The sequence below is a fragment of the Mycolicibacterium psychrotolerans genome, from assembly GCF_010729305.1.
In the GTDB taxonomy this organism is placed as follows: Bacteria; Actinomycetota; Actinomycetes; order Mycobacteriales; family Mycobacteriaceae; genus Mycobacterium; species Mycobacterium psychrotolerans.
Genome location: NZ_AP022574.1, coordinates 1,941,966 through 1,960,875 on the forward strand (window position 1 = coordinate 1,941,966; position 18,910 = coordinate 1,960,875).

General features: G+C 68.6%; 22 protein-coding genes and 1 tRNA gene. 6 read left to right on the forward strand and 17 right to left on the reverse strand.

Translation table 11 applies throughout. The features are described from left to right. Window positions 1-56: 56 nt before the first annotated feature. Complete coding sequence (locus G6N45_RS09580) at window positions 57-1,328, forward strand: GGDEF domain-containing protein (protein WP_163721874.1); 1,272 nt, start codon at window positions 57-59, stop codon at window positions 1,326-1,328. Between the two features lie 4 nt (window positions 1,329-1,332). On the opposite strand, the gene G6N45_RS09585 is transcribed toward G6N45_RS09580, so the two are convergent. The 4 genes from G6N45_RS09585 to G6N45_RS09600 are packed head-to-tail and all read right to left on the reverse strand — an operon-like array spanning window position 1,333 to window position 5,514. Then, window positions 1,333-1,893 (reverse strand): isochorismatase family protein, encoded by a 561-nt coding sequence (locus G6N45_RS09585; protein ID WP_163721875.1) that lies wholly within the window; start codon window positions 1,891-1,893, stop codon window positions 1,333-1,335. After that, window positions 1,890-2,744: a winged helix-turn-helix transcriptional regulator gene (locus tag G6N45_RS09590; RefSeq protein WP_163728148.1), complete on the reverse strand. Its 855-nt coding sequence runs from the start codon at window positions 2,742-2,744 to the stop codon at window positions 1,890-1,892. The genes G6N45_RS09585 and G6N45_RS09590 overlap by 4 nt, the downstream gene beginning before the upstream one ends. A 26-nt stretch (window positions 2,745-2,770) precedes the next feature. Next, a complete protein-coding gene (locus G6N45_RS09595; RefSeq protein ID WP_163721876.1) occupies window positions 2,771-4,300 on the reverse strand; it encodes a carotenoid oxygenase family protein in 1,530 nt (509 codons plus the stop codon). Then, window positions 4,297-5,514: an acetyl-CoA acetyltransferase gene (locus tag G6N45_RS09600; RefSeq protein WP_163721877.1), complete on the reverse strand. Its 1,218-nt coding sequence runs from the start codon at window positions 5,512-5,514 to the stop codon at window positions 4,297-4,299. Before G6N45_RS09600 ends, G6N45_RS09595 begins: the two co-directional genes overlap by 4 nt. Before the next feature lie 193 nt (window positions 5,515-5,707). On the opposite strand from G6N45_RS09600, the gene G6N45_RS09605 reads away from it, so the two are divergent. Continuing rightward, window positions 5,708-6,394 (forward strand): GAF and ANTAR domain-containing protein, encoded by a 687-nt coding sequence (locus tag G6N45_RS09605; protein WP_163721878.1) that lies wholly within the window; start codon window positions 5,708-5,710, stop codon window positions 6,392-6,394. Window positions 6,395-6,467: 73 nt separating this feature from the next. Here G6N45_RS09605 and G6N45_RS09610 read toward each other — a convergent pair whose 3' ends face one another. The 4 genes from G6N45_RS09610 to G6N45_RS09625 form a co-directional block, all read right to left on the reverse strand. After that, complete coding sequence (locus G6N45_RS09610) at window positions 6,468-7,640, reverse strand: PP2C family protein-serine/threonine phosphatase (protein ID WP_163721879.1); 1,173 nt, start codon at window positions 7,638-7,640, stop codon at window positions 6,468-6,470. Continuing rightward, window positions 7,637-8,437, reverse strand: a complete 801-nt coding sequence (locus G6N45_RS09615) for an alpha/beta fold hydrolase (protein WP_163721880.1) — start codon at window positions 8,435-8,437, stop codon at window positions 7,637-7,639. The genes G6N45_RS09610 and G6N45_RS09615 overlap by 4 nt, the downstream gene beginning before the upstream one ends. A gap of 32 nt (window positions 8,438-8,469) precedes the next feature. Then, complete coding sequence (locus G6N45_RS09620; protein ID WP_163728151.1) at window positions 8,470-8,784, reverse strand: STAS domain-containing protein; 315 nt, start codon at window positions 8,782-8,784, stop codon at window positions 8,470-8,472. 189 nt (window positions 8,785-8,973) lie between these two features. Then, window positions 8,974-9,046: transfer RNA gene (locus G6N45_RS09625), tRNA-Arg, on the reverse strand. Window positions 9,047-9,095: 49 nt separating this feature from the next. Here G6N45_RS09625 and G6N45_RS09630 point away from each other — a divergent pair. From G6N45_RS09630 to G6N45_RS09640, 3 genes are read left to right on the forward strand one after another with little or no spacing between them, the layout of a single operon-like run. Continuing rightward, window positions 9,096-9,842 carry a hypothetical protein gene (locus tag G6N45_RS09630; RefSeq protein ID WP_179965304.1) on the forward strand — a complete coding sequence of 249 codons (747 nt, stop codon included), beginning with the start codon at window positions 9,096-9,098 and terminating at the stop codon, window positions 9,840-9,842. Then, window positions 9,839-10,405: a cytochrome c oxidase subunit 3 gene (locus G6N45_RS09635; RefSeq protein WP_163721882.1), complete on the forward strand. Its 567-nt coding sequence runs from the start codon at window positions 9,839-9,841 to the stop codon at window positions 10,403-10,405. The genes G6N45_RS09630 and G6N45_RS09635 overlap by 4 nt, the downstream gene beginning before the upstream one ends. A 1-nt stretch (window position 10,406) precedes the next feature. Continuing rightward, window positions 10,407-10,676: a cytochrome C oxidase subunit IV family protein gene (locus G6N45_RS09640; RefSeq protein WP_163721883.1), complete on the forward strand. Its 270-nt coding sequence runs from the start codon at window positions 10,407-10,409 to the stop codon at window positions 10,674-10,676. 6 nt (window positions 10,677-10,682) lie between these two features. Here G6N45_RS09640 and G6N45_RS09645 read toward each other — a convergent pair whose 3' ends face one another. Then, window positions 10,683-11,507 (reverse strand): LLM class F420-dependent oxidoreductase, encoded by an 825-nt coding sequence (locus G6N45_RS09645; RefSeq protein ID WP_163721884.1) that lies wholly within the window; start codon window positions 11,505-11,507, stop codon window positions 10,683-10,685. Window positions 11,508-11,636: 129 nt separating this feature from the next. On the opposite strand from G6N45_RS09645, the gene G6N45_RS09650 reads away from it, so the two are divergent. After that, entirely contained in the window at window positions 11,637-12,734 is a 1,098-nt protein-coding gene (locus G6N45_RS09650) for a glutamate--cysteine ligase 2 (RefSeq protein WP_163721885.1), read from the forward strand. Here G6N45_RS09650 and G6N45_RS09655 read toward each other — a convergent pair. From G6N45_RS09655 to G6N45_RS09690, 8 genes are all read right to left on the reverse strand, one after another. Further along, window positions 12,731-13,447, reverse strand: a complete 717-nt coding sequence (locus G6N45_RS09655) for an anti-sigma factor (protein WP_163721886.1) — start codon at window positions 13,445-13,447, stop codon at window positions 12,731-12,733. The genes G6N45_RS09650 and G6N45_RS09655 overlap by 4 nt on opposite strands. Next, entirely contained in the window at window positions 13,444-14,052 is a 609-nt protein-coding gene (locus G6N45_RS09660) for a sigma-70 family RNA polymerase sigma factor (RefSeq protein ID WP_163721887.1), read from the reverse strand. The genes G6N45_RS09655 and G6N45_RS09660 overlap by 4 nt, the downstream gene beginning before the upstream one ends. A 16-nt stretch (window positions 14,053-14,068) precedes the next feature. Then, the gene (locus G6N45_RS09665) at window positions 14,069-14,854 is read right to left on the reverse strand and encodes a DUF1365 domain-containing protein (protein WP_179965305.1); all 786 of its coding nucleotides are present in this window, start codon (window positions 14,852-14,854) and stop codon (window positions 14,069-14,071) included. A 57-nt stretch (window positions 14,855-14,911) separates the two neighbouring features. Then, window positions 14,912-15,976: a poly-gamma-glutamate hydrolase family protein gene (locus G6N45_RS09670; RefSeq protein WP_163721888.1), complete on the reverse strand. Its 1,065-nt coding sequence runs from the start codon at window positions 15,974-15,976 to the stop codon at window positions 14,912-14,914. Beyond that, complete coding sequence (locus tag G6N45_RS09675) at window positions 15,977-17,203, reverse strand: Nramp family divalent metal transporter (RefSeq protein ID WP_163721889.1); 1,227 nt, start codon at window positions 17,201-17,203, stop codon at window positions 15,977-15,979. A 92-nt stretch (window positions 17,204-17,295) separates the two neighbouring features. Then, window positions 17,296-17,526 carry a hypothetical protein gene (locus G6N45_RS09680; RefSeq protein WP_057148518.1) on the reverse strand — a complete coding sequence of 77 codons (231 nt, stop codon included), beginning with the start codon at window positions 17,524-17,526 and terminating at the stop codon, window positions 17,296-17,298. Between the two features lie 31 nt (window positions 17,527-17,557). Further along, window positions 17,558-17,806, reverse strand: a complete 249-nt coding sequence (locus G6N45_RS09685; protein WP_057148517.1) for a hypothetical protein — start codon at window positions 17,804-17,806, stop codon at window positions 17,558-17,560. 25 nt (window positions 17,807-17,831) lie between these two features. Then, window positions 17,832-18,908, reverse strand: coding sequence for an NAD(P)H-dependent amine dehydrogenase family protein (locus tag G6N45_RS09690; protein WP_163721890.1), 1,077 nt, complete (start codon window positions 18,906-18,908; stop codon window positions 17,832-17,834). Between the last annotated feature and the right edge of the window lie 2 nt (window positions 18,909-18,910).

The window sequence follows — 18,910 nt, forward strand, 5'->3', positions numbered from 1 at the left end:
GGGATGAGGGTCCAATGGCCCTCCCCGCGTGCAGCGAACTGCGTTAGACCGGAGTGGTGCACCGAGACGTCGTCGCGGATCTCGCGACCGGAGCCCTGCATCCGGGGTCCGACGAGACGTCCCAGCTGCGCCGTTTCATCGACAGCCTTCCTGCGATGGTCGGCTACTGGGACCACGAGCGCCGCAACGTCATCGCCAATGCCGCCTACGTCGAGTACTTCGGGATGACCCCCGGCCAGATCAGGGGTCAACACATCAGGGAAGTGCTGGGCGAGGCCGTGTATGCGCTGAACCTTCCCCACATCGACGGCGTGCTGGCCGGCCGCGAACAGCTCTTCGAGCGCACCTTGGTCGATCGGCACGGGATGACCCGGCATACGCAGGCGTCCTATGTGCCCGACATCGTCGACGGCAGGGTCTGCGGCTTCGTCGTCCAGGTCACCGACGTGACGGCCCGGGTGGAGGCGGAGAGGGCGCGCGACGAGGCCGTGCGACTGTTCGAGATCAGCATGGCCCACGCGCCGGTCGGCAAAGTGGTGGTCGACACCGCCGGCTTTGTGCTGCAGGCCAATCCGGCTGTGTGCACGTTGCTGCGCTGCACCGAGCAGGACCTCGTCGGCAGCGATTTCCGCCGGTTCGTGCACCCCGACAACCTCGACTCGGGTGAGACGGAGTTCACCGCGCTGGTGAACCGGACGGCGGCGCATCTGTCGTCGGAACGCAAGTACCTCAGGGCAGACGGCACGGCGGTGTGGCTGCAGCGGGACTTCGTGCTGGTGCCCGCAGCCCGCAACGGTCAGGACGTGGCCGTCGCCCAGTTCCAGGACGTCACCGCGCGCAGGGCGGCCGAGGCGGAGTTGGCCCGCCTGGCGGTCACCGATCAGCTGACCGGACTGCCGAACCGGCGTGCATTGGTGGAGCGCCTCGAGCGGCACCACGCAGAGTCCCCGGACCAGCCCATCGGCGTGTTGTTCATCGACCTCGACGGCTTCAAACACGTCAACGATGTGCACGGCCACGCCGTCGGCGACGCCGTGTTGTCCGCCGCAGCGCAGCGGCTCGCCGAGTTCGTCGACCCGCCGAACGGGGCCTACCGCCTCGGCGGCGACGAGTTCGTCGTCGTGACCCCCGCCGGGCCGGAGTCGGACGGGCAGCCCGCGCTACTGGCGCGTCTCACCGCGGAACTGTCCGCGCCGTATCGAACCGCCACCACGCCGGTGCGGCTGGCCGCGTCGGTGGGTTACGCGCAGGGCATCGTCGACGACGTCGAAGCGCTCCTGCGCGCCGCTGATGCCGAGATGTACCGGCACAAGGCCCGGTCACGCTGACTGCTCAGCCGAGCCCGCTGAAGTCGACCTCGTCGGTGGCGACGACGGCTGCGGTCCGGCCGGGTGCGGCCTGATGGGCCCAGTAGAGGTTGGTGTGGTCGATGACGGCCGGAACCGGGGGTGCGCCCCACGCGGTCTTGTCGCCGGCGGTGTGGGCGTCGGCCACCAGGACCACGTCGTACCCGCGGGTGAACGCCCCGTGCAGCGTACTGCGCACGCACGCATCGGTTTCCGCCCCGGTCACCACGAGTCGGCCGACCTCCCGGTCGGCCAGCGTCTGCTCCAGTGCAGTGTCCTCGAAGGCGTCGCCATAGCTCTTGTCGATGACCGGCTCTCCGTCGGCGGGCGACAGTTCGGGCACGATGTGCCAGCCGTCGCTGCCGTAGGGGAGCCCGTCGTCGTGGTGGCGGACCCAGACCACCGGGGTGTCCTCGCGTCGTGCGCGCTCGACCAGATCGGCGATGTTGGCCACCACGGCGTCTCGCCGGTAGGCGCCGTCGACGACGACGTTCTGCACGTCGACGACGAGCAGGGCGGCGGCCGAACGGTTCTCGAGCGTGGTCATGCCGTCATTATCCCGGACCCGCGCAACCGCCCGCAGCACTGATCGCACACGAGGGCCGGGTGGAACCGCCGCCCGCAGCCGCGGTGCGTCACCAGCACCGCCGGGCCTTCGGGATCCGGATACCAGCGCTGCGCCCACTCCAGCGCGCACACCAGCACCGGCAGGAACGCCCGGCCCTTCTCGGTCAGCCGGTAGCGGCCGCCGGTGTTGTGCAGGATCCCTTCGGCGGTGAACGTGGCGAGGCGGTGGGCGATCGTCCCCGGTGGGGCGCCCAGTTCCGTCTGAAGATCGGTGAACCTGTCGATGCCGACGAACGCGGCGACCAGCAGCGCGAAACCCCACCGGTCGCCGATCACGCTCATCGTCTGGGGAAACAGCGCGCCCGCTCCCAGTCGGCGGCCACCCGACCGGCGCCGGTGGTTCGTCGACGGCGTGGACCGGGCCCAGGATCCGCTCGGACCCCATTGCGCCACAACGTCTTTCTCGGTCACCGCGGCCTCGCAGGCGCGGCAGGTCAGCGTCGGCGAGAAATCGGCGCCGCACGAGGTGTGCCGCATCGCGGGCAACGGCGTGACATGCTCGGTGACCCAGGTACGCTCCCACTCCCAGATGGAGGTGAGCATCGGCCACAGCGACCGGCTCTTGGATGTCACCGGGTATTCGGCGCGGGACGGCCTGGTCTGGTATTCGCGCCGGGTCAGCAGATCCTCGGTGACCAGGGAACGCAGCCGCGCCGACAGCACGGAGTGCGACACCGGCAGCGCGTCGGTGAAATCCCCGTACCGCGTGGCGCCCAGCAGTGCCTGCTGGACGATCAGCAGCGTCCACTCGTCGCCGAGTGTTCCGAGCATCCGTGCGACGGCGTTCGGAGCGCCCGTCACAGGCCGATCGCGGCGGAAGCGGAGTCGGTCTCCCGCCAGCGGGGGAGGTCCGCTCCGGCCGCCCACGTCGAGTGCGTGCCGCTGGAGATCCGTTCCGGCAGCGCGAGGGTGCATACCGGACCGTCGCCGACGCGGGCCGCGTCGAACACCAGGCAGTAGGAGGCGTCGGCATTCATGTCCGTGGTCAGCGTGACGAGGTAGCCGTCGTCCTCGGCGCCACCGCCGGTCCGTGGCGCCATCGCGGTCTCGCTGCCGTACACGCCGTCGCCGAACGCGAAGCGCTCCTCGTCGCCGGTGTGCAGGTCGTGTTTGAGGAGGCCGTCGAACAGGAACCAGCCGGGTTTGCCCGTCGCGGCGTAGGTGTAGCGGTAGCTGCGTCCGGCGTGGTCCGGATTTATCATGCCGAATTCGCTGATGCTGTCGGTCAACTGCTCTTCGCGGACCTCGCCGGTGACGAGGTTGAACCGCCAGCGGTGCAGCCGGGCCTGCATCCGGTCCAGCGCCAGAAACCGGAAGGCGCGCTGCCACTTGTTGCCCATGCCGTTGTCGGCGGGCTCGGGATCGCCCTGGAAGAAGCCGTCGAGCACGATCTCGTCGCCGTCCTCGTAGGCGTTGGGGAAGTGCAGCACGTAGGTCGGGTCGGCTTCGAACCACATGATCTGCGAAACGTCACCCCTACGCGGGATGACCGCGAACCGCGAAGGGGTGTCGCGGTGGAACCGCGGCAGGTGCACGTTGTGCTCGAGCAGTCCGGGCTCCCAGAACAGCGGAAAGTCGTTGAGGATCACGTAGTTCTCGGTGAACGCCATGTCGTGGGGCAGCCGCGGGCCGGGCAGCTCGACGTCCACGGCGTGGACGACGTCCCCGGCGTCGCTCACCACGCCGTAGCGCAGATACGGGGCCTGCTTGCTGTAGGTGAAGTAGAGGAGTTCACCGGTGCGGGCGTCCACCTTCGGGTGCGCCGACACACCCCAGTCCGAGGGGAAGCCGCCGTTCCAGTCCTCCTTGCCCAGCGTGTCGCCGGTGCACGGGTCGATGCGGTAGAGATCGCCGCACTGGTAGTGACTCGTCAGCGCGAGGCCTCGGTGCACGATCACGTCGGTCGACGACGCGTCCTTCATCAATGTCCTTGCGCCCCAGCCGTAGTCGCGACGGGAGAGTTCGACCGGTTCGGCGATGCCCGGCCACAGCGGTCCTCCTGCCTCGTTCTCCGCGAGCAATCCGTCGGTGCGCACGAACCTGTTGCGGTAGAACGCTTTTCCGTCGCGGAAGCCGACGATGTGGAGCATGCCGTCACCGTCGAACGGGTGGTAGTTCTTCAGCGCCGGGTGCAGCGGGTTCTCGGTGTTGCGCAGATAGACGCCGTCGAGGTCGTCGGGGACGCTGCCCGCGACGACGGTCAGATCGTCGGCGTCCCACTCGGTGGTCTGCGGCCGCCAGGGTCCGGTCCGGTAGGGGTGGTCGTCGTCGGCGGGAAGTGTCGACAGGTAGGTGGCGACGATCTCCGGATGGGTGCGCAGACTCATGGGTGACTCCCGACGACGAAGGTGACCGTGGTGGCGGTGCTGCCACCGAAATTGAGGGTGCCGAACGTCTGCGCCCCGTCGACCTGATAGGCGCCGGCGGTTCCGCTGACCTGTCGGGCGGCGTCGAGCAGCATCCGGACCCCGGACGCGCCGACGGGATGGCCGCCTCCGATCAGGCCGCCGCTGGGGTTGATCGGGCACCGGCCGTCGAGGTCGATGTCGCCGCTCTCGACGGCCTTCCACGATTCGCCAGGCGGCGTCAGCCCGATGTGGTCGATGGCGAGGTACTCGCTCGGGGTGAAGCAGTCGTGCACCTCGAAACCGTCGATGTCGTCGAGGCGCTTCTGCGCGCGATGGAACGCGTCGTGCACCGCGGAGCGCACATGGGGCAGGACGTAGGGCTGACCGGCGGAGCGGTCGAGTTTCTGCTGCAGGCCCAGACCGACGGTGCGGTGACCCCAGCCGTCGATCCGGCCCAGCGGCCGCGCAGTCGGATGGTCACGCAGCCAGTCGTCGCTGACCAGGACCAAACCTGCGCCGCCGTCGGTGATCTGGCTGCAGTCGAACCGGCGCAGTCTGCCCTCGACGGTCGGGTTGCTGACGTCGTCGTCGGTCAGCGGGTCGGGGACGGCCCAGGTGCGGGTCTGCGCGTTCGGGTTGACGCGCGCGTTGGCGAGGTTGCGTGCCGCGATCGCCCGCAGGTGGGTCTCGTCGAGGCCGTAGCGCCGGTCGTATTCGGCCGCGACCGCCTCGAACATATGCGGCCACATGTATTTCGCGTCGGCGCCTTCGTGGCCCGTCCACGCCGCGGTGCCCAGGATGGAGGTCGCTGCGTCGCCGGGCACCGTCTTCTCCAGCTCCACCCCGATCACCAGCGCGGTGCGGTAGGCGCCCGAGCGCAGGTCGGCCATCGCGGCGAGCGTCGCGACGCTGCCCGACGCGCATGCGGCCTCGTGCCGGGTCGCGGGCACGTCCCAGAGACCGTCGCACACGGTGGCCGGCATCGCGCCGAGGTGGCCCTGCCGGGCGAACAGTTCACCGAAGGCGTTGGCGACGTGCACGACGCCGATGTGGGCGGCGTCCAGCCTGGCTGCGGCCAGCGTCGCGTCGACGACCTCGGCCGTCAGCCCCGAGAAATCCAGCCCCTCCCGATCGAAGTTGCGGGCGAAGTCGCTCTGGTACCCGCCGAGAATCCACACACCGGGCGTGCTCATCTCCGGCACGCTACTACAACTAACGGAGTGACTGAAGCAAGTGCGGTCCCGCCGGCTTCAGGTCTGAACCGACGAGACCTAACAGGGGCCTTGGTCGACCGAGGCACCTGTCTGCGGGCCTGCATTGCCCGCAAGTCAGCAGGGCAAACCCCCGCCGGTGTACGTTCACCTCGATGAGGGAACTATCTCGGTCATGACGGAGCCGACAAATCAAGAGCTCGCTCAGCGAATGGCTGAGCTGGCCCGGGCGGCGGCGGCGCCGCGCAGCGTCGACGACGTGTTGAACGACGTCACGCGCGAAGTGATGGAGTTGATCCCGACCACCGACGCGTGCGGTGTGCTGTTCGTGGGCAAGGCGGGCCGGTTCGAATCAGTCGCGGGGACCTCCGAGTTGCCCCACGAACTCGACCGGCTGCAGATGACCTTTCAGGAAGGTCCGTGCCTGGAGGCCGCGCTCGACGAGCCCATCGTGCGGGCCGACGACTTCGCCGCCGAGCAGCGGTGGCCGCGGTACTCGGCCGCGGCAGCCGAGCTCGGCGTGCGCAGCGGCCTGTCGTTCAAGCTCTACACCAGCTCGCAGACTGCCGGTGCGCTGAACCTCTTCGCGCTCAAGCCGAACGCCTTCGAGGGCAAGGACGAGAACATCGGGGCGATCCTGGCCGCCCATGCCGCGGCGGCGATCATGGCCAGTCGGCAGAACGAGCAGCTGCAGTCGGCGCTGTCCACTCGCGACCGCATCGGGCAGGCCAAGGGCATCATCATGGAGCGCTACAACGTCGACGACGTGGCGGCGTTCGACATGCTGCGCAGGCTGTCGCAGGACAGCAACACCAAGCTGACCGACATCGCGCAGCGGGTCATCGACACCCGCGGTAAATGACGCGCCGAACGTACGGTTTGTGACGCCGCCACTCGCGCGATGCGTCAGAAAGCGGACACTCGGCGCTGCGACCTCACAGGTGCTCAGGCGCGTGAGGTGGCACGCCGAAGGCAAGCAGCGCGGTGTCATCCTCGACGCCTGACCCCATGCCCTCCAGAAGCGTGCTCACCGCCTCGACGATCGAGGCTGCGGACGCCGGTGAATGTGCCTTGGCGAAACTGAGCAAGGCCCCGTCGTCGTCGTAGCGCTCACGACCCGTGCCGGTGCTCGCTTCGGTCAACCCGTCGGTGTAGAGCACCAGGGTGTCCCCAGGCCCCAAGTGAAATCGACTCGCCACGAAGTGCGGCGTCACCGTCATGCCGACGGCCTGACCTCCGACGGTGTCTGCGTAGTGAGCGCTGCCGTCACTGGCGAGCAGTAGCGGTGGCGGGTGGCCGCCGCTGGCCAGTTCGACGTCGAAACCGTCGCCCTGCTTGGTCAGATTGCCGTATATCAGGGTGCACAGCCTGCTTCCTCGGACGTCCACCTTCTGCTCGAGCACCGAGTTCAGATTGTGGAGCACCCGAACGGGATTCTGGTCCGATACTGCGGCAGATCGGAGCACGTACCTCGCCAGCCCGGTGATGACGGCAGCGTCGACGCCCTTCCCGACGACGTCTCCCAAGAAGAACCCCCATGTCGCGCTGGACAAGGGGAACAGGTCGTAGAAGTCGCCTCCGATGTCGTCGACCGATGCCGCGTAGTAGTAGTCGGCGGCGTCCAGTCCAGTCGGCGGTGCGAGGACCGGCGGCAGCAGCGAACGGCGCAAGGTGTCGGCGAACAGCGCGACACGCGCCCTGTCCGCTTCGGCCTGCTTGCGCTGAGCCAAGAGTTCGCGTTCGTATGAGCGTCGGTCCGTCGCGTCGACCGCAGTGACTCGGACCAGTTCCGCGCTCCCGTCGGCGCCGGTCCTGATGTTGGCGGTGAGGAACATCGGCAGACGATTCCCGCTGGGGCCAACGAAATCGACTGTCACACCGGCGAGTTCACCGCTCATACGGAGTAGGGGACCGAAGTGCGTGTCGTAGTGGATGCGACTGCCCGGTGTCAGCAGGTCACCGATCGACTTGCCGTCCAGCGCACCCGGCTTGACGCCGAGCCATCGGATCAACCTGTTGTTGGCGCGGATGATGCGACCGTCGATGTGGGTGACCAGGTGACCCGACGGGGCGTTGTCCCAGAAGTCTTCGGCCTCGGAGGCGGTCACGTCGCTCGAACGAAGTCCGCGATGGCCGCCGCGGTGGCGTCGGGGTCACTGACGTGGGGGCAGTGCCCCGTCGCGTCCAAGGTCGTCAGTTGACTGCCGGGGATGTGTTGGTGCACGTAGGCACCGACGGCGCGGGGTGCGATCGCGTCGTGGAGGCACTCGATGATCATGGTGGGCAGCGAGATCTGGGCGAGATCGTCGCGGTTGTCGGAGAGGAACGTGGCTCGGGCGAACACGCGCGCGTGGTCGGGGTTGGTCCGGCAGAACGATGCTTCAAGCTCCTCGTGCAGGTCGGGGCGGTCGGGGTTGCCCATGATGACCGGCGCCATGGCATGTGACCAGCCAAGATAGTTCAACTCGAGTGACTCGAGGAGTTCGTCGATGTCGCCTTTTGAGAAACCGCCGCGATAGTCGCCGTCGTCGACGTAGCGCGGCGAGGGCGTTAGCATCACCAGCTTGGCGAACCGAGATGGGTCTTTGATGGAGGCCAGCGCGCCGATCATCGCCGCGACGGAGTGGCCCACGATGTTGACATCACTGAGATCGAGGTCGTGCAGGATCTCGACGACGTCATCGGCATAGCCGTTCAACGACGAGTATTTGTCGGGATCCCAGGCAGCGGGATCGGATGCCCCACAGCCGACATGATCGAAGAGAACCAGTGTGAAATCGTTCTTCAGCCGCTCGACGACGGGACGCCACAGATTCTGATCGCAGCCGAAACCGTGGGCGAGAAGCAGAACGGGCGCGTCATCGACACCGGTGATCGTGACGTTGTTCCTGGTGCGGCTGTTCACGGCTGACTCCTAGAACCGAACCGTCGGCGCCGTCAGCGGAAGTCCGAGAGCGCGTCGGACAGGGTGGCGTGGAGGCTGAGTTCTCGGTCCAGGCCCATCAGCTTCATGGGCCGGCTCGTTCCCCGGCCATCGGCGACGACGCCGAACCGCTTCTCGGATCGGCGAGCGCTCTGATGTCCCTCGAGCAGGACCGTCATGCCCGCCGAGGCCAGGAAATCGACGTTCGAGAGGTCGACGATGAGGCCGTACGGCGCGGCGGCGAGATGGCTTGCGATCGCGTCGGCGAGCACCGGCGCGGTGGTGAGGTCGACCTCGCCACGGGCGGCCAGCACGACGACGCCGTCCATGGGGATGGCGTCGAGTGCGAAGAGGCGGTCGGAGGGAAGAGCGGTATGCCCGTCGGCTTGTGTGGTTTCGTCAGACACAACTATCACCTGATGCGGTTCCTCATGGGTTGCTGGTGCAGTAGTGCGAGGGCTGAACACGTACACCTGACGGCGAATCTACTAGTTCGGCTCGACAAGTTCGACGTGAAGTGCCCCCGGCAGGATTCGAACCTGCGACACCGGCTTTAGGAGAGCCGTGCTCTATCCCCTGAGCTACGGGGGCGACGGTGGGAGCTTACCGGGCTGCGGCGCTCCACCTCACCCCGCCGCATATGGCAAAAATGTCAAAACATCGGTCGGCCGCCGGTAGCGTGCCGACCGTGGAGCTGACACTGCAACGCATCGGCGCCTGGTCGGGCAGCATCATGATCCTCCTCTACGGCGCCAGCTTCTCCGGCGTCGCGCAGCTCTTCCCGCCGCTGTCGCCCGCAGCGCCGGCTGACGAGATCGCCGCGTTCTTCGTCGACCACAAGCTCTGGATCCGGTTCGGCGTGTCCGGCGCGCTGCTCAGCGCTGCGCTGGCACTGCCGTTCCTGGCGGCGATCGTGCTGCGCATCCGGCGCGCCGAAGGCGGCTGGGGCATGCTCTCGATGACCCAGCTGATGGCCGCCACCGTGTTCGTGCCTGCGCTGCTCTTCCCGCAGTTCTTTCTCGGCGTCGCCGCCTACCGCCCCGCGGAACGGTCGGCCGAACTCACCCAGGCCCTCAACGACGTGTTCTGGCTGTGGTTCATCGGGATCGTCGGCACGATCATCGTCCAGAACATCACCCTCGCGATCGCCGCGTTCACCGACACGGCGGAGACGCCGACGTTCCCGCGGTGGTACGGCTACCTCAATCTGTGGGTGGCGACGCTGTCGCTGCCCGGCTGCGTCGTGGTGGTCTTCAACGACGGGCCGCTGGCGTGGAACGGTGTTTTCGCGTTCTACATCCCCGGGCTGGTGCTCGTCGTGTGGCTCTTCGCCACGACGGCGGTCATGCTCAAGTCCATCACTGCCGAGCAGGCCGTCTCGGCGTGACGACGACCGTGCGGCGGGTGCCCGGCGAAAGCGGCACCTGGGTCTTCCTGTTCGGCGACATGGCTGTCTTCGGCGCCTTCTTCGTCACCTTCCTGGTCGAACGTGCCAGTGCACCAGAGGTTTTCGACGCCGCACGGACGACACTTCACATCGGCGTCGGAGTCGTCAACACCCTCGTTCTGCTCACCAGCTCGCTGCTGGTGGTGCTCGCGCTCAATGCGGTGCGCGCCGGGCACCGCGCCGTGGCGACCCGCGCCGTCGTAGCGGCCATCGCCTGCGGCATCGGATTCGTCGCGCTGAAGGTCACCGAGTACGTCGCCCTCGCCGCGGCGGGACACGGACCGGGCGCCAACCACTTCTACCTCTACTACTTCATCCTGACCGGTCTGCACCTGTTCCACGTCTGCCTCGGGCTGGGCGCGCTGACCTTCGTCCTCACGCAGACCCGACGAGCCGAGCGCAGCGCCACCCGGACCGCGCTGGTCGAAGGCGCGGCGTGCTTCTGGCATCTGGTGGACCTGCTGTGGATCTTCCTGTTCGCACTGCTGTATCTGGTGAGCTGACATGTCCGCCCTGAGGCTGCTGAAGAACCGCGCCGGCGTCAGCTGGTTGATCCTGGTCGCCGCGACACTCGTGTCCTGGGCGGTGGGCGCCGAGCACGGCACCGGCTCAGCGGTGGGCGTCGTGGTGCTCGGCATCGCCGCGATCAAGGTGCGTCTGGTCGGGCTCGACTTCATGGAGTTGCGGCACGCCCCCATCGCGCTGCGGGCAGCGTTCGAGGGCTACTGCGTGGGCATGTGGGCGCTGCTCTCGGCGCTCTATCTCTGGCTGTAGCGGGGGCTACCCCAGTGCCGCGATGACGTGGCCGAACGCCTCGGCGTGCCGGTCCTGGACGATGACGTAGCCGATGCCGTACCGCTCCCGGTAACCGCGGATCCGCTCGGCCATGTCCGCGGTCGATCCCGACAGCACGCCGGGGTGGCGCAGCAGCTCCTCGTCGGACAAGCCCGGCAGGAAATGGCGCGGGATCGTCAGGTCGGGCATCCCCGATCCGTCCAGCGGCATCGCGGTGATCGCGATGTTCAGTTCGAGTGCGTCGAAGCGGTCGCCGGCGGCGTCGCGCACGAACGCGATGCGGTCGGCCAGCGGGTCCTCCCCGGCGCCGGGCGCGCGGTCGCCCCCGGTGAGGCCGACGATGTCGGCCGCCTGTGCCGCAAGGCGCAGCACCCGGTCACCGTTACCGGCGATCATGATCGGCACGTCGGGCAGGTGCTCGGCCATGTATTCGCACGTCTGCCGGAGGTGGTCGACGCGGGCACCCGCGGTCGGGAACGGAATGCCGGCCGCCTCGAACTCCTCCTTCATGTACCCGGTGCCCAGGCCGAGGTCGAACCGGCCGCCCGACAGGTCGCGCAGCGCGGCGACGTCGCGCGCCAGCAGCGCAGGCCGGTAGAACGCCGCGTTGAGCACGAAGGTGCCCACCCGCAGCGTCGAGGTCGCCATCGCGATCGCCGTCATCACCGGGAACGGCGCCGGTCCACCGAGGTGGTCGGGCACGTGCAGCACGTCGTAACCGAGATCTTCGGCCCGACGGGCGGATTCGGTCAGCTTCTCCCGTGAGGTGCCGCGCATGACGCCGATACCGAATCGAAACTTCGTGGCCACGATCCGATCGTAGGGACAGGTTTGGATCAGAGACCGCGCGGGCATGAACGCTGCAGTCTTTTCCGCGAAGATCCGGCCCGTCGTCGAAACAATCCGACGGGCCGGATCAAAATTTTTCAAGGCCGCATGATGGCAGACATCCCCACGCTCGGCGTCGAAGAGGAGTTCCTCCTCGTCGATCCGGGATCCGGCGCGCCCGTGGGCCGCAACCGGGAGGTCGCCGGCCATGCCGCCGAGCAGGGCGTCGACCTGCAGCTGGAGCTGACCAGCTGTCAGGTGGAGACCGCGACGGAGGTGGTCGACACCACCGATGGCCTGCGTGATCAGCTGTTCCATCTGCGGCGCACTGCCGCGGACGCCGCACAGCGCGCGGGCGCGCGTCTGCTCGCGGTGGGGCTGCCCCCGACCTTGCCGCGGGAGTTCCCGATCACCGACAAGCCGCGCTACCGCGACATCGGCGAACGCTTCGGCATGATCGCCCACGAGCAGGGCATCTGCGGATGCCACGTGCACGTCGCGGTGCCCGATCGCGATGCGGCGGTCGCGGTCGCCAACCGGTTGCGGCCGTGGCTGCCGATGCTGCTTGCACTGACCGCGAACTCGGCGATCTACCGCAACGCCGACACCGGCCACTCGAGCTGGCGCAGCGTGCTGTGGGCGCGGTGGCCCAGCGCCGGTCCGCCGCCGCACTTCGACTCCGCCGACGAGTACGACGCCGCGGTGCAGATGCTGTGCCACACCGACGTGATCCGGGATGACGGCATGGTCTATTGGGACGTGCGGCCGTCGGCGGATTTCCCGACGGTCGAGGTCCGGGTCGCCGACGTGCCGGCGACGGTGGCGGAGACCGTGCTGTTCGCCTCTCTGGTGCGGGGTGCGGTGATGACGGCGCTCGCCGACGAGGAGCGCGGCGAACCGATGCCGCCGCTTCCGCCGTGGGTGCTCAAGGCCGCCTATTGGAAAGCGGCCCGCGACGGGTTCGACGGTGCAGGCGTCGACCTGGACGACCAGACGACGGTGCCGATGCGGGCGCTGCTCGAGCGGCTGGTCGAGCGGGTGCGGCCCGCGCTCGAGGCGGCCGGCGACCACGAGTTCGTCAGGTACGGCCTCACCGCCGTTGCCGAGCGCGGCAACGGTGCGATGCGGCAACGACAGGCCTGGCGACGACGTCACGACGTCGCCGACGTGCTCGCCGAGGCGGCCGCGGCGACGCTGGAGACCAGCTAGACCAGGGGCAGTTCAGCGAAGGCGGGGCTGGTCGGCTCCGTTGAGCCGCCGGGCGGCTCGACGGTGAACGCCAGGGAGCGCGACGACCCGAGGTCCGGCAGCACGGCCGTCGTTGACGGTGCCACCGCCTTGGCGTCCATGGTGCCCGCCGAGTGCGGACCGTCCGCGGCGACCAGCCACATCTGGTAGACGGTTCCCGGCTTGGGCGGCGGCACGTTGTTCATCACGAGCACGCCGGAGTCCCGCTCGCGGGAGAACACGACGGTCGCGGTGCCCCCTCCGGGAATCTCACCGGACACCGTGCGCACATCGGGGGCGGCGAACACCTGGTCGGCGGTCGACGTCGAAGCGCTCGGGCGCAGCGCGAGACCGACTCCGAGCGTTCCGAGGCCGACGGCCACCACGGCCGCGGCGGCCAGCATGGACGTCGTCCAGCGCCGACGCTTCGGGGTGCCGGGGCGCAGGGTGCGCACCGGGTCGCCGGCGATCTGCGCGAGCACCTGCGCGCGCAGTTCGGCGGGCGGCTCGACCGAGGTCGCCTCGGCGATCACCGCCATGGTCTCCCGCACGGCGCGGACTTCGGAGCTGAACGCCTCGGCGACCCCCGTTGGTGCGTCGCGCAGTCGGCGGTCGATGTCATCGACCTCGGCGTCACTGAGCGCATGCAGCGCGTAGGGCGTCGCGAGCGACATCAGATCTTCTGGGCTGGTCATGTCACCCCCAGGCATCGGCGAAGGCCGCGGATGGCGTCACGCATCCGCGACTTGATGGTGGCAAGGTTGGTCGCAAGTCGCTCCGAAACCTGCACATAGGTCAGACCGTCGTAATACGCGAGTTGGATGCACTCGCGCTGGGTGTCGGTCAGGGAGCCCAGGCAGTCGGCGACCTGACGTCGTTCGTCATCGAGGATCACCTCGTCGGCGACGTGATCGGCAGGCGGTTCGACATTCGCGGCGCCGTAGCGGGACTCGCGGGTGCTCGCCGCCTGTTCGGACCGCACCCGGTCCACCGCGCGGCGGTGCGCCAACGTCATCAGCCACGCCAGCGGAGAGCCGGCGGCCGGATCGTAAGTGTGGGCGTTGCGCCACACCTGCAGGTAGACGTCCTGAGTCGTCTCTTCGCTGTACCCCGGATCCCGCAGCACGCGGGTGACCAGACCGAACACCCGGGATCGGGTCTGGTCGTAGAACGCGGCGAAGGCGTCCACATCCTGGCGGGCCACCTGGCGCAGCAATGCGTCGAGTTCGGCGGTCACGAGCGGTAGCCTAGCGGCTGCCGTCAGCCTGGCCTCGGAAGCGACGTCGAGCGTACTGGTCATCCGGTGTCACCGGCCCTCATGAGTGATACACCTTCTCCCGCTCCAGGCTGGGATGGGGCACCACCGGGACGCGGCGTAACCGCAGCAGGGTGCCCTGCACCCGCATGCTCAACGCATTGCTCAGCGGGGCCAGCGGGGCGACCAACTGCATGGCGACGATCTGGGGGATCCCCGCGGACTTGCGGTGCCCGCGCAGCGTCGCGACGAACGCCGGATGGTGGTCACGGTGCAGTGAGATCCGCACGTCGAGGTTGTCGTCGGGCTGCGGCGCACTCACCAGGTAGTGGCCGTCGACGTCGTTGAACGGGGAGGCGTAGAGCTTCTTGGTCACCATCGCGGGCCGGTCGGCGGACGGCGGAAGCAGGTACGCGTGGCGGCCGCCGCAGCTGTTCTGCACCTCGGCGATCACGTAGCGCAGCAACCCGGACGCGTCGTGGCACCAGTACAGGGTCAGCGGATTGAACACGAACCCGAGCACGCGCGGCTGCAGCAACGCGGTGATGCGGCCGCCGCCCAGGTCGATGTCCTTGTCGGCAAGGAACGCGTCGACGCGGCCGCGCAAGGTGTCGTTCGGCGCCTCCCACAGGTGATCGGCGGGGTCGAAGGTCGCGAACGGCCGGAGCCAGCGCGGCAACCGCGGCATCCGGTCGAGGTCGACGAACCAGCTGTAGCTGCGGTGCTCGAAGTAGTGGTGCACCGGCGCGCGACGCAAATGGGTGATGCGGGTGCGGTAGAGCGCTGAGGCTCCGCTTTCGCCGCGGGCGAGCGCGCCCGGCCGATCAGCTGCACACTGTTGAGTCACATCCTGTATTCGGAGCGGTGAGGGATGTGGATTGTTCCGCGGCGCCTGGATGGCGACTCAGCGAAGGTCCCACGAGCGGGCCGCGGTGGCCAGCCCCTGTACCAGCGCCGACGTCGCAGGCGCCAGACCGTCGTCGCCGGGCAGGCCGCTGCGCGGGCTGATGCCCCGCACCCGGGACGACAGCTCGAGCTGGGCGCCGCCGCCGCACACCCGGTTGACCGGATTGTCCGGGTGCAGACCGCGCAGCTCGCGCGGGATCGCGTCCAGGTCGGTGATGATCTGGTAGCCCGGAACGGTGACGTGCGCGGCCAGGTGCCGGGCGAGTTCGCGGTGCTGCCCACCGGCGAGCAGATGGGTGCTGCGGCCCACCCGACCGTAGCCGTGCAGCGACACGGCCACCTCGACGTGGGCCAGGAAAGCGGCCAGCCGCTCGGACTGGGCGGGGTCGTAGCGCGCCGACGCCAGGTGGTGCGGGTAGCGGTCGGGGTGCGCGACGACATAGAGCGAGGCACCCGCCGCGTCGGCGGCCCGGCGGGCGATGACGTCGGTCATCTGCTCCAGTCCGCCGCCGTGGATGGCCAGGAAGCCGAACCGCGACCGCAGCTCGCAGTCCTCGGTCACCCCGGGCGTCTGCAACAGCTCGGAAAGAGATTGTGGCGCAATCGAATCCGGTTGATTGCGGCGCTGCGGCCAGTGGGCGGGATCCCAGCGTTCCAGAAACTCGATCCACCGGGTCGGCAGGCCGTGGTGGCGGGCCCCTTCGAGGATCCGCTCGAGATAGCCGGGGCGTGGCGGGCCCGGCTCGATGCGGTGGTCGACGTAGACCCACGCCGTCTGCCTGCCGTGACGGGTCTGCACGGTCATCTCGTCGCGCCGGTAGCGCACCGGGACGCCTTCGGCACTGTCCAGCTTCGCCAGGTCGTGATCCGACAGCCGCCACAGCACGCCGTGCACCACCGCGCCGGGCACCGGTTCCACGGTGGCCACCCCGCGCTCGTTGATCAGCCAGTCGTGGTCGACGAGCGTGGCCGGCTGCGGGTCGGCGGCCTCGGGACAGCGCTGCGCCATCTGGCGTACGGACAGGTTCGACCCGTACGCGAAGTAGCTGTGCCGCCGAACCATTCAGCTCGTCACTGTCAGATAGATCAGCACCACATTGAGCAGACTAATGAGCCCGGCGACGACCCAGCCCAGGACCGTGGTCGTTCTGTTGTTGACGTCGCTGCCCATCAGCGCCTCGTCACCGGTCAGCCGGATCAGCGGGATCAGCGCGAACGGGATGCCGAACGACAACACCACCTGGGACAGCACCAGCGCGCGGCTGGGGTCGACGCCGGCCGCCAGCACGACCAGCGCCGGCAGCAGGGTGATCAGCCGCCGGGCCAGCAGGGGCACCGAGCGGCGCAACAGACCCTGCATGATCATCGCGCCGGCGTACGCGCCGACCGACGAGGACGCGAGTCCGGACGCCAGCAGTCCGATCGCGAACAGCAGGGCGACGGTGGGCCCGAGGGTGCTGCGCACCGCGTCGTGCGCGCCCTCGATCGAATCGGTGTTGTCCACCCCCTGCAGCGTGGTCGCCGCAACGAGCAGCATCGACAGATTCACGGCGCCGGCGACGAGCATCGCGATTCCGACGTCCCATCGGGTGGCGCGCAGCAGAGCCGTCCGCATCGGGCCGGCCGGGGGATGACCGTGCCGGTCGCGGGTCAGTCCCGAATGCAGGTAGACGGCGTGGGGCATCACGGTGGCGCCGAGCATCGCGGCCGCCAGCAGGATGCTCTCCGGTCCGTCGAAGCGCGGCACGAGGCCCGCGGCGGCCTGTCCGAGGGCAGGCGGGGCCGCGATCAGGCTGGTGAAGAAGCCGATCGCGATGACCAGCAGCAGGCCGGTGATGACCCGCTCGAAGACGTTCTGGCCGCGGCGATCCCTGATCAGCAACAGGATCAGCGACACCGCGCCGGTGATGACGCCGCCGACCAACAGCGGCAGGTCGAACAGGAGGTACAGCGCGATGGCCCCGCCGACCACTTCGGCGAGATCGGTTGCCATGGCGACCAGTTCGGCTTGCAGCCAGTAGGTCAGCCGGGTTCCCCTGCCCATCCGGGCTCCGACGGCCTCGGGCAGCGACCGGCCGGTGACGAGTCCCAGTTTGGCCGAGAGGTACTGCACGAGGCACGCCATCACGTTGGCGACCACGATCACCCAGACGAGCAGGTAGCCGAACTGTGCACCGGCGCTGACGTTGGCGGCGACGTTGCCGGGATCGACGTAGGCGATGGCCGCGACGAACGCGGGTCCGAGCAGGAGCCAAAGGGGCCGTGGCCGGGCATCGACGTCGGAAGCCACCACTCTCCTTTTCTGTCCGAGTGCTCGAAGAGAAAAGTTAGGGTAGCCGAAATCTCCCGATCAAGGCAAGGCGTGCGCTGAGGGTGCGCAGATCATGGGAAGAAGCCGAACGCGCCGAAGGGGTAGTAATCCCCGCCCTGCCAGCCGCCCCAATTCCAGGGCGGCGGCGTTGCGGTGAGTTGCGTGCTGCCGTTGGTCTCGCACCACGTGACGGTCTTGCCGACGTCAGTGCACTTGGGTGTCGCGCCGGCAACGGCCGAACTGCCGAGCGTCACGACAACGCCGGCGACCGCGACCAGGGAGCAGCGCACGAGCCGTCTCATCATGTCTCCGATCGCCGTTCCCGTTCGTCCGTCAGAGGACCATGGGGCCGTAGCCCCATGGGAAGCCGCCCTCCCAGGGCTCTGCGTACACGCCGGGACGCGAGTCGATCTGCGCGTTGCCGGGTGACTGGCAATCGGTGTTCGAGCCGCCCTGGAAACCGCCACCCTGGCCGGTCTCGACACAGGACGGTTGGGCCAGTGCCGCAGGCGCGGCGGCGATCGCGACAGAGGCGCCGCCGGCGACGAGGAGAGCAGCGAGGGTACTCAGGCGAGCCTTCATCTTCACGGGTTCCTTCCCAGCGTGGTCACGGCTTAGCGTACAGACCTTTGCCAGTTATGGGCGGTAAGTCGAGAGCGGTGACGATCCCGGGTGCGGCGTCGATGACGGCCGGAATCGCGTTCACCACACGGGCTGCCGTGGCCACCAGGCCGGCGTGGTTGTGGTCGCCGTTGGGGCTGTGCAGGCACAGATCCAGGGCGTAGGAGGGTTCGCCGGTGATCTCGATCCGGTACGAACCGCCCGGTTGGGCCGGCTGCGGCCAGTCAGGGCACAGGTCGTCGCGCAACCGGGTGACGTGTTCGAGGACGACGGCGACCTCGCCGTCCTTCATCCCGCGGACTTCGAAACGGATTGCGGCAGTAGTGCCTTCGGCGATGTGTCCGGAGGCGATGTCGAAGTCCTCTGGAGCCGGCACCCGTACGTGGGTCTCGGTCACCTCGTCGAGTTCGAGGCCGAGACCGGCGGCGAGCTGACGCACCACCGATCCCCACGCCAGGCTCAGGACGCCGGGCATCAGCAGCATCGGCGTCTCGTCGAGGCTGCCGCCGAACCCCATCACGTCGAACATCACCGTCGCGCTGTCGTAGGTGTCGTAGTTGATGATCTCCATGCAGCGGATCTGCTCGACGCTCTGACAGGTGCCCGCCAGTGCCATCGGCAGCAGGTCGTTGGCGAAGCCCGGATCGATGCCGTTCACGAAGACGCTCGCATTGCCGGCCTTCGCGGCCTCCTCGATCGGTGCCACCATCTCGTCGGGCAGCACCCCCCACGGGTACTGGAGGAACACGGCGCTGCTGCCGACGACGTTGACCCCGGCGCTCAGGATCCGGCGGTAGTCCTCGAGTGCGTCGGGCAACCGGTTGTCGGCCATCGCGGTGTAGACCGCGCACTCCGGTCCGGTGGCGAGCACGGCGTCCAGATCGGTGGTGGCCAGCACGCCCGTCGAATCCCGCAGTCCCGCAAGCTCGGCGGCGTCCTTGCCGGCCTTCGCCTCCGACGACACCCACACCGCGGTGAGCTCGAACCGAGGGTCGGTGATCAGTTGGGTCAGCGCATGCCTGCCGACGTTTCCGGTTCCGATGGCGGCGACTCGAATCGTCATGG

What these genes read in the sequence shown, in the direction of transcription:
- G6N45_RS09650 (WP_163721885.1), top strand. Translation starts at nt 11,637, where the DNA reads ATGGCAGACATCCCCACGCTCGGCGTCGAAGAGGAGTTCCTCCTCGTC.
- G6N45_RS09670 (WP_163721888.1), bottom strand. Translation starts at nt 15,976, where the DNA reads ATGGTTCGGCGGCACAGCTACTTCGCGTACGGGTCGAACCTGTCCGTA.
- G6N45_RS09605 (WP_163721878.1), top strand. Translation starts at nt 5,708, where the DNA reads ATGACGGAGCCGACAAATCAAGAGCTCGCTCAGCGAATGGCTGAGCTG.
- G6N45_RS09640 (WP_163721883.1), top strand. Translation starts at nt 10,407, where the DNA reads ATGTCCGCCCTGAGGCTGCTGAAGAACCGCGCCGGCGTCAGCTGGTTG.
- G6N45_RS09620 (WP_163728151.1), bottom strand. Translation starts at nt 8,784, where the DNA reads ATGGACGGCGTCGTCGTGCTGGCCGCCCGTGGCGAGGTCGACCTCACC.
- G6N45_RS09680 (WP_057148518.1), bottom strand. Translation starts at nt 17,526, where the DNA reads ATGAGACGGCTCGTGCGCTGCTCCCTGGTCGCGGTCGCCGGCGTTGTC.
- G6N45_RS09660 (WP_163721887.1), bottom strand. Translation starts at nt 14,052, where the DNA reads ATGACCAGTACGCTCGACGTCGCTTCCGAGGCCAGGCTGACGGCAGCC.
- G6N45_RS09600 (WP_163721877.1), bottom strand. Translation starts at nt 5,514, where the DNA reads ATGAGCACGCCCGGTGTGTGGATTCTCGGCGGGTACCAGAGCGACTTC.
- G6N45_RS09585 (WP_163721875.1), bottom strand. Translation starts at nt 1,893, where the DNA reads ATGACCACGCTCGAGAACCGTTCGGCCGCCGCCCTGCTCGTCGTCGAC.
- G6N45_RS09690 (WP_163721890.1), bottom strand. Translation starts at nt 18,908, where the DNA reads ATGACGATTCGAGTCGCCGCCATCGGAACCGGAAACGTCGGCAGGCAT.
- G6N45_RS09630 (WP_179965304.1), top strand. Translation starts at nt 9,096, where the DNA reads ATGGCAAAAATGTCAAAACATCGGTCGGCCGCCGGTAGCGTGCCGACC.
- G6N45_RS09595 (WP_163721876.1), bottom strand. Translation starts at nt 4,300, where the DNA reads ATGAGTCTGCGCACCCATCCGGAGATCGTCGCCACCTACCTGTCGACA.
- G6N45_RS09590 (WP_163728148.1), bottom strand. Translation starts at nt 2,744, where the DNA reads ATGCTCGGAACACTCGGCGACGAGTGGACGCTGCTGATCGTCCAGCAG.
- G6N45_RS09685 (WP_057148517.1), bottom strand. Translation starts at nt 17,806, where the DNA reads ATGAAGGCTCGCCTGAGTACCCTCGCTGCTCTCCTCGTCGCCGGCGGC.
- G6N45_RS09655 (WP_163721886.1), bottom strand. Translation starts at nt 13,447, where the DNA reads ATGACCAGCCCAGAAGATCTGATGTCGCTCGCGACGCCCTACGCGCTG.